The 11,897-nt window shown below is 64.8% G+C and carries 16 protein-coding genes; 9 read left to right on the top strand and 7 right to left on the bottom strand.

What is annotated here, in order from left to right:
* The first annotated feature begins 2 nt into the window (after positions 1 to 2).
* A complete protein-coding gene (locus RQG77_RS06000; RefSeq protein ID WP_311243918.1) occupies positions 3 to 2,213 on the top strand; it encodes a 3'-5' exonuclease in 2,211 nt (736 codons plus the stop codon).
* A 48-nt stretch (positions 2,214 to 2,261) separates the two neighbouring features.
* Here RQG77_RS06000 and RQG77_RS05995 read toward each other — a convergent pair whose 3' ends face one another.
* From RQG77_RS05995 to RQG77_RS05985, 3 genes are read right to left on the bottom strand one after another with little or no spacing between them, the layout of a single operon-like run.
* Positions 2,262 to 3,035 (bottom strand): hypothetical protein, encoded by a 774-nt coding sequence (locus RQG77_RS05995; protein ID WP_311243917.1) that lies wholly within the window; start codon positions 3,033 to 3,035, stop codon positions 2,262 to 2,264.
* A gap of 13 nt (positions 3,036 to 3,048) precedes the next feature.
* Positions 3,049 to 3,549, bottom strand: a complete 501-nt coding sequence (locus RQG77_RS05990) for a hypothetical protein (protein WP_311243916.1) — start codon at positions 3,547 to 3,549, stop codon at positions 3,049 to 3,051.
* Positions 3,549 to 4,289, bottom strand: a complete 741-nt coding sequence (locus RQG77_RS05985; protein ID WP_311243915.1) for a GTPase domain-containing protein — start codon at positions 4,287 to 4,289, stop codon at positions 3,549 to 3,551. Before RQG77_RS05985 ends, RQG77_RS05990 begins: the two co-directional genes overlap by 1 nt.
* Before the next feature lie 113 nt (positions 4,290 to 4,402).
* Here RQG77_RS05985 and RQG77_RS05980 point away from each other — a divergent pair, with 113 nt between their 5' ends.
* From RQG77_RS05980 to RQG77_RS05970, 3 genes are all read left to right on the top strand, one after another.
* A complete protein-coding gene (locus RQG77_RS05980; RefSeq protein ID WP_311243914.1) occupies positions 4,403 to 4,846 on the top strand; it encodes a DUF6416 domain-containing protein in 444 nt (147 codons plus the stop codon).
* Between the two features lie 2 nt (positions 4,847 to 4,848).
* Entirely contained in the window at positions 4,849 to 5,388 is a 540-nt protein-coding gene (locus RQG77_RS05975) for a hypothetical protein (protein WP_311243913.1), read from the top strand.
* Positions 5,389 to 5,491: 103 nt separating this feature from the next.
* Entirely contained in the window at positions 5,492 to 6,493 is a 1,002-nt protein-coding gene (locus RQG77_RS05970; RefSeq protein WP_311243912.1) for an SDR family NAD(P)-dependent oxidoreductase, read from the top strand.
* Between the two features lie 1,020 nt (positions 6,494 to 7,513).
* Here the strand turns inward: RQG77_RS05970 and RQG77_RS05965 are convergent.
* Positions 7,514 to 7,789 carry a hypothetical protein gene (locus RQG77_RS05965; protein WP_311243911.1) on the bottom strand — a complete coding sequence of 92 codons (276 nt, stop codon included), beginning with the start codon at positions 7,787 to 7,789 and terminating at the stop codon, positions 7,514 to 7,516.
* Positions 7,790 to 7,860: 71 nt separating this feature from the next.
* On the opposite strand from RQG77_RS05965, the gene RQG77_RS05960 reads away from it, so the two are divergent.
* Positions 7,861 to 8,172 (top strand): hypothetical protein, encoded by a 312-nt coding sequence (locus RQG77_RS05960; RefSeq protein ID WP_311243910.1) that lies wholly within the window; start codon positions 7,861 to 7,863, stop codon positions 8,170 to 8,172.
* Between the two features lie 32 nt (positions 8,173 to 8,204).
* Positions 8,205 to 8,585, top strand: coding sequence for a hypothetical protein (locus RQG77_RS05955; RefSeq protein ID WP_311243909.1), 381 nt, complete (start codon positions 8,205 to 8,207; stop codon positions 8,583 to 8,585).
* A gap of 10 nt (positions 8,586 to 8,595) precedes the next feature.
* Here the strand turns inward: RQG77_RS05955 and RQG77_RS05950 are convergent, their stop codons facing one another.
* Together RQG77_RS05950 and RQG77_RS05945 are read right to left on the bottom strand one after the other, a co-directional pair.
* The gene (locus tag RQG77_RS05950; protein WP_311243908.1) at positions 8,596 to 9,006 is read right to left on the bottom strand and encodes a DUF1428 family protein; all 411 of its coding nucleotides are present in this window, start codon (positions 9,004 to 9,006) and stop codon (positions 8,596 to 8,598) included.
* 93 nt (positions 9,007 to 9,099) lie between these two features.
* Positions 9,100 to 9,669 (bottom strand): TetR/AcrR family transcriptional regulator, encoded by a 570-nt coding sequence (locus tag RQG77_RS05945; RefSeq protein WP_311243907.1) that lies wholly within the window; start codon positions 9,667 to 9,669, stop codon positions 9,100 to 9,102.
* A gap of 141 nt (positions 9,670 to 9,810) precedes the next feature.
* Between RQG77_RS05945 and RQG77_RS05940 the strand changes: the two genes are divergently transcribed.
* Positions 9,811 to 10,323, top strand: a complete 513-nt coding sequence (locus RQG77_RS05940; protein ID WP_311243906.1) for a hypothetical protein — start codon at positions 9,811 to 9,813, stop codon at positions 10,321 to 10,323.
* Here the strand turns inward: RQG77_RS05940 and RQG77_RS05935 are convergent.
* Positions 10,301 to 10,861: a dihydrofolate reductase family protein gene (locus RQG77_RS05935; RefSeq protein WP_311243905.1), complete on the bottom strand. Its 561-nt coding sequence runs from the start codon at positions 10,859 to 10,861 to the stop codon at positions 10,301 to 10,303. The two genes, RQG77_RS05940 and RQG77_RS05935, sit on opposite strands and share 23 nt — an antisense overlap.
* Positions 10,862 to 10,981: 120 nt before the next feature.
* Here RQG77_RS05935 and RQG77_RS05930 point away from each other — a divergent pair, with 120 nt between their 5' ends.
* Both RQG77_RS05930 and RQG77_RS05925 read left to right on the top strand, forming a co-directional pair.
* Positions 10,982 to 11,395 carry a hypothetical protein gene (locus RQG77_RS05930; RefSeq protein WP_311243904.1) on the top strand — a complete coding sequence of 138 codons (414 nt, stop codon included), beginning with the start codon at positions 10,982 to 10,984 and terminating at the stop codon, positions 11,393 to 11,395.
* 101 nt (positions 11,396 to 11,496) lie between these two features.
* Positions 11,497 to 11,883: a VOC family protein gene (locus tag RQG77_RS05925; RefSeq protein WP_311243903.1), complete on the top strand. Its 387-nt coding sequence runs from the start codon at positions 11,497 to 11,499 to the stop codon at positions 11,881 to 11,883.
* Positions 11,884 to 11,897: the final 14 nt, after the last annotated feature.

Raw genomic sequence — 11,897 nt, 5'->3', positions numbered from 1 at the left:
CCATGCCCACGATCGTCTGGGGGGCCGCGAAGGACCCGAAGCATGACCAGGCTGTGAAGGCCAAGATCTACACCTTCCTGGGGAAGCTCAGCGACGACGACACCGTGCCGGGACTCCACATCGAGCCGATGCAGAAGCCGCGCGATGCGCGTGCGCGCACGGGCCGGGTCGACATCCACTGGCGCGCCGTGCTCTTCAAGCTCGAGCCCGCCGGAGACGAGCCCGTATACGTGTACGCCGGGACATGGCACCATGACGAGGCCATCAAGCGGGCCCGCACCACGACGCTGAGCATGAATCCGGTCAACGGTCTGGCCGTCCTACGGCAGGAGCTCGACACCGCCGATGAGATCGAGGCGCAGGCCCCTGCGGCGGCCGCGCCCATCGTCGAGGAGTCGCCCGCCCAGACGACGGAACTCCTCGCCGATCTCGGGTTCTTCGTCACCGACCTGACCGAGGAGTTCGGATTCGACCAGGAGACGGCGGAGGCGGCCTTCCGCGTTCTGGACGAGGAAGCCCTTCTCGACTTCGCGACCGGTCTCGACACCGCCTGGCAGGCGGACGTTCTCGTCGCGATGGGCGCAGGAACCGCGCTCCACCTCATCAAGGAAGAGCTCAAGCTCGACCAGCCTGTCATCATCGACCCGGGCGCGGACGATGACACGAAGCTCGTCGAAGCGCTGCGGCATCCCGCCGCTCAGATGCAGTTCACGTTCATCGACGACACCGAAGAGCTGCGGCGTGTCATCGAGGGCGGCGACTTCGGCGCATGGCGTGTGTTCCTGCACCCGGAACAGCGGGAATACGCCGAGCGACCCCGCAACGGCTCGTTCCGCCTCACCGGAGGGGCCGGCACCGGGAAGACCGTGGTGCTGTTGCACCGCGGTCGGCACCTGGCCCGGAAGGACCCTCACGCACGGATCGTGCTGACGACGTTCACGCGAGCCCTGGCCGAGAATCTGCGTCGCGACCTGGAGCGCCTCGATCCCGACCTCCCGTTCGCGGCGAAGCTGGGAGAACCGGGCATTCTCGTCCGCGGAGTCGATCAGATCGCGTCCGACGTGCGCGCAGCCGCCGGAGGTGCGGCCTTCGGCGATGCGTCACTGGCGGTCATCGGGTCGTCCCGCGACAGCATGGCGAGCGCCGCAGAGATCGACTGGAAGTCGGCGATCCATGAGGCCGGCGGCGACCTGCCGATCGCACTGAGGTCCGAAGCATTCCTCGACGGCGAATACACCCAGGTAGTGCTTCCGCACCGCATCCACGAGCTCGACGACTACCTGCTGGTGCGCCGGCCAGGGCGCGGCGTCGCGCTCGACCGCGGACGACGCGCAGCGGTCTGGGCAGTCATCGAACAGGCGCGCAAGAACCACCGGATCGCCGGTGCGCTCTCGTTCGCCGAGGTGGCTGCCATCTCGGCAGAGTGGCTGAAGTCGAACGGACAGACCCTCGCTGATCACGTGCTGATCGACGAAGCCCAGGACCTCGTTCCGTCGAAGTGGCAGTTGCTGCGTGCTCTCGTGGCCGAAGGCCCTGACGACCTCTTCATCGCAGACGACACGCATCAGCGGATCTACGGGCAGCCCACGGTGCTGAAGCGCTACGGCATCGCCGTGCAGGGCAGATCCCGCCGCCTCACACTGAACTACCGCACGACTCTCGAGAACCTGAGATACGCGATGGAGATCCTGTCCGGCGTGGAGTACTCCGATGCCGAAGCAGAAGACGTGACGACCGCGGGCTATCGCTCGTCACGCAGCGGACCGAAGCCGGTCACCCGCCCATCGAAGTCGGATTCCGCGCAATTCGACGCGATCGCGGACGACGTGAAGCGATGGATCGCCGAAGGCGTGAAGCCCGAGACCATCGCCATCCTGTCGACCTCGAACACCTCATCGAAGAAGGTGCAGCAGGGGCTCGGACAGCGTGACGTGCCGGTGGCACTTCTGAACTCACCTCGCATCACAGGCGGACAGCCGGTCGCGATGACGATGCACAACGCGAAGGGCATGGAGTTCTCACGCGTGGTGTTGTTCGACGTTTCGGACGGCGCCTTCCCCCCGGCGATCGCGTACAAGGGTGTGCCGGACGAGGAGAAGCCCGACCTCGACAAGCGCTTCCGCTCGCTGCTGTACGTGGCTGCCAGCCGCGCTCGTGATGAGCTGGTGGTCACTTGGAAGGGAGCGCCGAGCGCTTTGTTGCTCGGTGAGTGAGGGGACTGCGATCGCTCGACCGTGCGGCTGACTCGTTCAGCCGCACGGTCAGAATGTGATCTCAGTCTTGATCTCGATGTTGCGGATGGCTTTGGCCATCATGGAGAACTTCGCTCCGATCTCCAGCGCCTTGACGGGACCGGCATTCGCGATCTGCAGCGCACTCGTGAGATTGGAGGTGGATTCGCGAGTCCCGCTCAGTGTGAAGTCATAGCGGGTCAGGAGGTTGCCGCCCGTCCGCATGTTCACCAGCGCCCTGAGCTGAGGATCATGTGCGAGATGCGAGCGCTTGAGGAGGTCGTCGGCCGCGGCCGGATCAGGTGCCCCGCCGTCGAATGTCAGGTGCGCGCTCAGACGATCCTCTAGCTTCTTCGTGACCTCACGAGCAGCCTCGACGTCCCCACCACCTGCCGGAAGCATGGCAGCGATCTTCGCCTGCAGACTCGAGTTCTCAAGTTCGACCTTCGCCTCGAGAAAGCGAACCTCTGTAGCTCCGAGTACCCGAGCCACGTTCGCGAAGGCGTGATACTTCGTGATGGAGAAGGTTCCGATCGCCTCATCGGCTGATTCGTAACTCTCGGCCTGATACGGGTTCTTGATCAGAAGCGACTTCGGGGCGAGCTGCCCGCTGTCCTGAAGAAGCGTCCGCACAGACTCGATTGCGCGGGCGTTCAGAGCAGGCTCGACAGAGTAGGGGACGATCATGGCGTCGGAGTCTGCAAGCAGGCGGACGTCGTCCGAATCGTGTGCGATCCGGAGATAGAGATCGTCGTCGGCGACCAGGATCGATCTGGGACGGATCAGGTGAGCGTCGGAGGACAAAGTTCTTCTCCCATCAGAGGCGCAAGGCCGTAGCAAGATCGTCAGCATCGACGATGCTTCGTACGAGGAGGGCGACGCCGACAGCGGCCAGGACGGCGACGATGCCGGCGAGAACACGACGTCGCTTCGTCGCAGTGCGTTGCAGATTCATCCCGAAGATGAGGCCCGCCTCGAGGTCGGCAAGCACGACCTGCCTTCCTAGGGCTGCGATCGTCTCGCGCGCACCTTGCAACGCTGCGTCGCTCGAAGAGGCAAGGCCGTAACGATCGACGACGATCACGACGGGCGACCTGTCTGCGCCGTCAGGCTCGGATCCCCTGAGTTCGATGCGGAGCAATCCTGCCGCAAACTTGACGGTTGCATCCCCGACACGTTGACCCACACTGGCCGTGTTCAGAGACGCGGATTTCGCGCGTATACGGGAAAACCCTGTCTCCTCGGAGGACACGACCAGGCCATCCGCCGCGGCGTCCACCCCTTGGCGAGATTCGGATTGTGCGTAGCCGATGATCATCAGAGGCTTCTGGTCAATCTGTCGCGCAGTTTTTCGGCGTAGTCGTCGGCGGACAGGCTGCCGGTCACGAGCTTGGCTTTGAGCTGTGTGGTGGCGAGCTTGATCACGTCGACAGAAGCGACTCGCTCGGCGATCTCTTCGAACTCCTTCACCCCGGGAGGGTGGTCGACGTGGGTAGCGATCAGCACGACCTTCGGCACCTTGATGGTGAGGCTGCTGAGCCAGATGTGAAGCAGACCGAGGTGTGTCCGAAGAAGGTTCGTGGCCTCAACATCATCCCGCGCGACGAGGTCGGCCCGAAACAGATACCAGACGTAGTCGGCACCCTCGGCCGCCTCGCGCCAGTCCGGAAAGCCGAGACCTTGGTTTCCCGGGAGGTCACGTGGCACGTCGAACGTGACGGCGGCGCCGCCTATGTCCAGGTCGAATCTCCCACCGAGATCGGCGTCGACCGTCGGGACGCTGGGCAGCGTCGGGAGGTTGCCAGTCTCGAGATACCGGAGCAACGTGGTCTTGCCGACTCGCTGAGCACCGAGGATCGCGACGTTCTTACCGTGCAGCTTCTTCGGAAGGTTCGTGCTGATCGCCTTGACAGCGGCGATGACGGCCGTGGTGACCACGGGAACAGCCATAACAGCGATGGGAATCAACAACGGAATCGGCACAGCAACAGCCCCCTGGAATACGAACACGGCCGCGTGGCGGGTGTTTGTCCCGGCCCTGCCTTGCGTGCGGATCACGCTCAGCCTAATGGGATGCGGGAAGAACTTTCCCGTTACCTATTGAATGTGTTGTGATATCTATTACTTAGCTATAGCATTTCTTAAGGTCGCCCACAGTCAAGGAGAGTCACATGACCACCACCGACATCACCGTTCCCGTCCCGCAGGACCGCGTGCCCGAGTTCTATCGCTGGTTCGCCGACTGGGTCGATGGGCCGAACCTCCACGACGCTTCGTCGATCGTCCCCCAAAACGATGTCTCGAATGTCGAAGACGCTGCGATTCGATGGTGGGAATCACTCGGCGCGCGCGAGCGACAGATCTTCAGCCTCTGGATCGACGCATCGCCCAAGATGCTCACCGCCGAAGAGATCATCGAGGCGATGAATCTGAAAGGAGCACGAGACATCCCGGGCATCCTCTCTTGGCCCACCCGAAAGGGCGCGAAGGTCGGCTTCCGCGCCACCTGGCGCTTCCGCCGCGATCCACTCACCGACAGCCCCCTGTACGGCATCGAGGATGTCACCTACGCCGATCTGTTGCGGCGTGCTCGTTCAGCCGCGGAAGGAGCATGATCGTGGTCGACTTCGCACACCCGGAGGACCTGCGCCGGCCCTCGACTCCCGACCACCGCGACCTGCTCGGTTGGAGCTTTCGCGATGAATGGGACGGTGACGACACGACGACCGTCCTCCTTTGGGCGGACCCTCATGCCGGAATCTTCCACGAACGGCACTGCAGCCACATCTCCCCCGCAGTGCCGACCGCGAAGTGTCTCATGCAGGAAGTTCGCGAGGTTTGGGAGGTCGAGAGACTGAAGGGAACCGATCGCTACTTCGGCTTCTGCGGCCGCTGCCTCACGAGGCGGATCAAGGACTTCGGTTGGGCGCCTTCAGAACGCGACACCGCGCAGATCGACACCGTGAAGTTGCTCCTCAACGACCTTCGCATCCTGAACGGCCACCCCATCACGGAGCACGAGCTGCTCACGAAGATGGGACGGTACTCGAGCGGCGCGCCCACTCTCCGAGGGCTGCGGCGCCAGCTCGCCTACATCCGAGACAACCGAGGAGACGAGGAAGTCGATCTGGTCAGATTCGTCGTCGCCTCCCGCTGACCATCGGGCCTCTCGCTTCAAGAAGTGTTCCAATCACATCAGGCGTACACTGGCCCATAAGTAGACGCACCGTTGCGAAATTCCAGCCTCAAGGAGCTCAACCATGGCCCTCACCGCACACTCCACCATCGGCGACTGGCTGAACGACCCGACCGGCGGGCCACTCATCCGCGCACTCTTCGAGCAGACGGGCGCCGACCCCGAGCTCCTCACCCCCGTGCTCGGACTGCCGCTGCAGCAGCTCGTCGCGATGAGCCAGGGTCAGCTGCCGCAGTCCGTCGTCGACGACCTCGTGCGAGCGGCCAACGGCGGCGAGACCCCCGAGGCCGATGAGTCCGAGGGTTGGATCGAGAAGCCCACCACCGGACGTTTCGCAGGCAAGACCGTGATCGTCACGGGTGCGGCATCCGGAATCGGCAAGGCCACGGCATCCCGCATCGCCCGCGAAGGCGGACGCGTCATCGCCTCCGACATCGCCGCCGACAAGCTCGACGCCCTGAAGACCGAGCTGCCGGATGCCGACATCACCATCGTCGCCGGCGACCTCACCAAGCAGGACGCGATCGACGCGGTCATCGCCGCCGCAGGCGACCGCATCGACGCGCTTGCGAACGTCGCCGGCATCAACGACGACTTCTCCCCCGCGGGCGAGACGACGGATGCCGTCTGGGACCGCGTCATCGCCATCAACCTCACCGCCCCGTTCAAGCTCATGCGCGCGGTGCTGCCGATCATGGAGAAGGCCGGCCGCGGCTCGATCCTCAACGTCTCCAGCGAAGCGGGTCTGCGCGGCAACGCCTCGGGCAACGCCTACACGGCCAGCAAGCACGGCATCATCGGCGTCACGAAGTCCGCGGCGTTCATGTACGGGCCGAAGGGCATCCGCGTGAACTCCGTCGCTCCGGGCGGCGTCGCGACCGGCATCCCGATGCCCCCGAACATGTCGGAGTACGGCTCCGGCCGCCTGGCCCCGTTCCAGCAGGCGATCCCGACGGTCGCGACCGCCGAGCACCTTGCCGCATCGATCACGTTCCTGCTGTCGGACGACGCCGTGAACATCAACGGTGCCGTGCTCGCATCCGATGGGGGATGGTCGGTGCAGTAAGCACCCCGAAGACCACGCCCCTGCCGACCCGAACGGCAGGGGCGTTCTCCCCCGTTCTCAGCGTGTACGCTCTCATGCTTTGATGAGCGGATGAGGAGTTTCATCCATACAGAACTTGAGTTGCTCAGTAATCCCGTCGGCGACTGGGCAACCTGGCTCAGTGTGGGGTTTTCAGTCACCGCGGCGATAGTCGCAGGGCTTGCATTTCTTTCATTGAGGAAGCGAGAGCGACGGCAGGCCCTAACCGAGCTTCACGTCTCCCTGACATCGGGAGAGACCGCCGCAGCCCGGAACGCGGTTGGAACACTCCTGTATTCGCCCAACGCGGTTAACCAGCCGTCTCGCCTCGACGGCATAAGTGCTTACTTCGCACTCATCTGGTCTCTACAGCGGGCGAGAAATGTCTTTCGAACTCAGTTCTTACCGTCGCAGCAGTTAGATGCCCCAATGTCTCGCTGGCAGAAGGTCGTACCTCGTCGACGACTACGCGAATCCACCGAGGCCCTGACGTGGAATCTCACCGAGATCGCCGATAACATCGTCCGCTTCCACGACGAGTATGGAGCTGCCTGGGAAGTCGAGGATGAGGACGCGTGGGCTGAGATCAGCGAGTACGTGAACGCTGATCGGATTCGAGAGCGGCTTCGCTCGCGAAACAGTTCGATTCACCCTTCGCAATTAGAGGTTTCAGCTCACGGTCAAGACGCAGGAACCTGACCGCTTCAACGGACCCAGCTCCCGGCAACTCCTCCCTGGTCGCGATCTTAAAGAGCCCCCGAGCATCCTCGAGGCCACACTCGACCGGCCGAATCACCCCGCCAACGTGAGTCGCTCGGACTCTTCGGTGGACGGCGAGTCATATCGGGCATCGGTGATCGCCTGAGCGAGGCGCTGGACACCGGGCTAAGCACGGGTGGGCTCCAGCGACGTTCCGGGGGATCGATCGCCGAAGCGAATTGACGAGACGGTGGTCGCGCCCGTCCGGGATAGCCGCAGCACGAATGACCGGTTCAGTAAGCGTCAGTCTTGGAGGCCGGCACGGCGACCGTGCCGGCCTTCGAACTCGCCGATCGCTCGCCGCGCCTTGCGTAGTTCCAAGATCCCGATGATCACTCCGGCGCCGAAGACGGCAGGGCCGATCCATCGGTAAAGCGCGCTCGGATCGAGCACAAGCGTGACGACCCATCCTGCAACCATGATCGCGGAGAACACGATCGAGTAGACCGCGAAGTTCTTGCGGCGCTGCAATGCCATGCGCTGCTGGATCAGGGAAGGCTCGGCGTTGGGCTCGCTCATGTGGCGAGCCTAGACCGCGGCACCCTGCCGGACTCGAGCCACGATCTTTCGGCGGATGAAAGACTGACCCCATGCCCGAGCGTCCCGAGATCGTCTGCATCTGCGGTTCCATGCGGTTCGTCGATGACATGCGAGCCGTGAGCCAGTCCTTGACGCTCGCTGGCGCCATCGTCCTCATGCCTGCCGAGATCGACGGCCCGATCACCGAGGAACAAAAGGCAGCTCTCGGCGAGCTGCACCTACGCAGGATCGACCTGGCCGATCGCGTCGAAGTCGTGAACCGGGGCGAGCACTACGGCGAATCGACGCTTCGCGAGATCGCCTACGCAAAAGCCGCGGGCAAGCCCGTGACCTTCGTCGGCCCCGCCTGGGGCTCGTCGTAGTCCTCACATCTCGCCTCGGTACCCTGGCTCGCATGAAGAAGCTCCCCGCGCTCGCGACGCTGGCCGTCGGCATCCTGCTGCTTTCTGGATGCTCGCAGGCGTCGACCCTCGCAGCCTGCGGCCAGGTCGCAGCTCAAGCCGTGCAGGTGACCGGTGTGATCGAGAGCGTCAGCTCGCCGACCCCCGAGGCCGCGCAGGCGGCTCTCGATGAGGTCAAGAAGGTCGCCGAGAACATTCGCGGTGTCGACGGACCCGACGAGTTCGTCACGCTCCGCGACTCGTGGACGACCAGCATCGACGCATTCGTCGCCGAGGGCGAGAAGGCCATCACCGGCGACGTCACGGGCCTGGATGCAGCATCGACCCAGATGCGCGCGGCGACCGACGCCATGGTCGCCTACTGCACCCCGTGACCGGCGCCGGTCACTCGTCGCGCGGAACGCTCATCGCGATCTCGAAGCTGTCACCGATCACGCGACCTCCGTCGAATACCGGCTCTTCGTCGAGCGTCTCGAGGACGCGAGCGTCCTGCGTGGCAGCAGCAGTCCCACGGTCGCGAGCCTCGCGCGACGGCCACGTGATCATCGAGACCACGACGGACTCCGCTGCGCTCGCTCCCGCAAGGCCGGCAATGCTCTTGAGCTCGCCCGGTTCGTACGACGCCCCGTCTGCGTGAAAGTCGGCCTGGTCGGCTGGATCACTCGACTGCCAGTAGTCGACGACGCTGATCGCACCGTGGTCGCGGTACACGTCCGCCATCCGTTTCGAGAAGACCAGGTATGCGGCTTTGCGTTCGGTCGACACCGGAACGACGGTGATGTCAGCAATGACCATGCTCGGCTCCAGTCCTCGGCTTCACGTGTTGATCGCGCGGATATCCGCCGCCGATCCCCTCCACCGATCCCCTCCAGCTTTGCCGGGCGGGCCCTACCGCGCAATGCCTCGCAGCAGGCGCGTCACTGTCTCCTCGACGCGCTCCGCGCTCAACGGTTGACCGATGAGCGCCGCGTAAGACGCCATGGCGATGAGCTGGTCGGCGATGGCGGCAGCATCCACGTCTTCGCGGATCTCGCCCGCAGCCTGACCGCGCGCGATCCATTCGGCGACCCACGAGCGGATCGGCGCCGCGAGCCGCTCGTTGAGCGCCAGACCGAGCTCGTGGTCGGTCGCCGTCACCGCGATCAGAGCCCGGGCGAGCGCGACGCCCTCGGGCCTCTCCATGCCGGCGGACATCGCGGAGAACCACGCGTGCAGGTCAGCTCGGATGTCGTCGCTCATCGCAACGGTCGCATCCGCGAGGGGCACCTCTCCCTCGAGCAGCGCCTCGCCGAGGATCGCCGCCTTCGACGGCCACCAGCGGTAGATCGTCTGCTTGGAGACTGCCGCAGACTCCGCGAGTCCCTCGATCGTCACTGCCTCATACTCACCGGCCACGACGGCGGCGCGCATCGCCTCGAGCACGGACTGGCGCGCGGCTTCACTTCGGGGACGGGGCACTAGAACAGGCTACTCAGGTGTGGGTGGTGCGTTTCGTCTCGGGCCGCTTCGCGGGCCTCGCTCAACGACCGAGGGGGGGGAGCAACCGCGGGCCTCGCTCAAAGACCGGTGTGGCTGCGCGGTCTTGGATAGAGTCGCGAGATGAGGGAGACACGAGGGCCGTTGAGCATGGGCATGTTGACTCTCGCACTCACGGTGTTCGGACTCGTGTTCTTCGTCGTGACGATGCTGATCATCCACGGCGCGCCCTACCTCGCCGACTCGCTCGGTTCCGCGAACGACCGCCAATGGACCAATTGGTACTGGCTGGCCATGCTCATCGTGGCGCCGACTGTCATCACCGGCGCCGTATCCGGACTGACCTCAGCCTTCGGCGCGTACATCGCCAAGCGCGTCTCGGCGACCCCCGATGGCGCGCCAGCGGATCGGATGAAGATCAGCGTCGGCGCCGGTGTCGGTGGCGCCCTGGGCAGCGCCTTGTTCCTGATCTATATGAGCTGGCTCTATCAGAACGGGCTGGGCCTGTGGATCCTGGTGCTCGGGTCCGCGGTGGTATTCGGCGCCTACGCGGGCTTCACCGCGCTGTGGATCGGACGCAGATCGGGGAGGCCTCAGGCGCCCGCACCTCCGGTCACCGCCGCGGACGGTATGTGACGGCCACGGCTCCAGAACCGAACTCCCGACGATCCACGACGTCGAGCTCGAGCGGCTCGTTCAGGCCGTCGAGCAGCCGGGGACCGTGCCCGGCGACGAGCGGATGCACGACGAACGTGTACTCGTCGATCAATCCCAGATCGGCGAGCGCGAGCGGCAGCGTCACGCCGCCGACGGACAACCCCTCACCGGGCTGATCCTTCAGTCGACGGACTGCGTCGCTCAGGCTCCCCGTCACCAGCTCGGCGTTCCAGTCGACGGACTCGAGCGTGTTCGAGACGACGTGCTTCGGCATACGGTCGAGAGCCTCGGCGAACGGGATCTCCCACTCGTCCATCCAGTCTGGCCACTGTCCGGATGCTGGGCGGCGCCATGCGCCCTGCATCATCTCGTAGGTCGTTCGGCCGTAGAGCACGGCATCCGCTCGCTGCATCTCCGCCGTCCAGAAGCCCATCAGCTCCTCATCCGGAGCGACCCCCGCTTCATGATGGACGCAGCCGTCGAGCGTGACGTTGATCGCGTAGCGCAGTGGTCTCATCTCGCCGATCTCCTTCGATGCGGGCGGTGGGTGGTGCGGGGTGGAACTCAGGGTACGTCCGATCGGCAGCGGTCGTCACCCTGCAGACGAGTGACCGCAGCCACCGAATATGGTTGGCGGATGACCCCCAGCCGGCCTCGTGTCATCTCCATTCGAGGTGGTCGCGTGCGCCCGAGCGGATCCTGGCTGTACCTGTGGATCGACATCACCAGCGGTGAGATCGTCCATGTCGGTGGAACCGGATTCGATCCTGCGCTGCGATCTCACTTGCATATGACGAGCGATGACCCCGATCTCGGACGCATCCGGGCAACTGTCATTCGATACGACGAGCGGGACTTCGACGTGCTTGCCTTCGAGCTGGCTGAAGGGATCGACCGTCGACTCGCGAGAGCGGCGTTGATCGCGCGTCTGCAGGAGGACAGGGACGATGCCGGAGACATGCAGCCAGCTGACGCGCTGCGAGACATCGTCGATCAGATCGTCCGGGCAGTTTCGGAGTACCGCGCGATGCTGTCGGGTGCGACGGAGTAGTCAGCGCGAGGAGTGGCTGTGGAGCGACTTCGGTTGGATCGAGCATCCGGGGTCCGACCAGCCCCTGGCCGGGTGCCGCGCACAGACCTAGGCTGACCGGCATGTTGAAGATCGTGTCGATCGTGATCCGCGTGAACGACCTGCCGGCGCAGTCCCGGTTCTGGCAGGCGGCCCTCGACTACGTCGAGCGGGACCCGGCGGACGACGACTGGGTCGTGCTGAAACCGCGCGACGCGGATGCTCCCTGCATCGCCCTCGACGCGCATCACTCCGATCGGGTGCTGCCTCCACGCATCCACCTCGACATCTATGCCGAGGATCAGGCAGCCGAAGTCCGCCGCCTTGCCGAGCTCGGTGCGCGCGAGGTGCACTGGGACAACCTGCCGGACGACGCGGACTACGTGATCATGGAAGACCCCGAGGGCAATCGCTTCTGCGTTGTGGATCGTCCGGATTGGGTGGGGTGGGAAGGGCCTCGGGGCGCGTGAAGTATCCCGCCGCG

The organism is Microbacterium sp. WCS2018Hpa-23, from assembly GCF_031843845.1.
Lineage (GTDB): Bacteria > Actinomycetota > Actinomycetes > Actinomycetales > Microbacteriaceae > Microbacterium.
The sequence above is the reverse complement of the archived record's forward strand: the minus strand, read 5'-3'. Positions and strand labels throughout refer to the sequence as shown.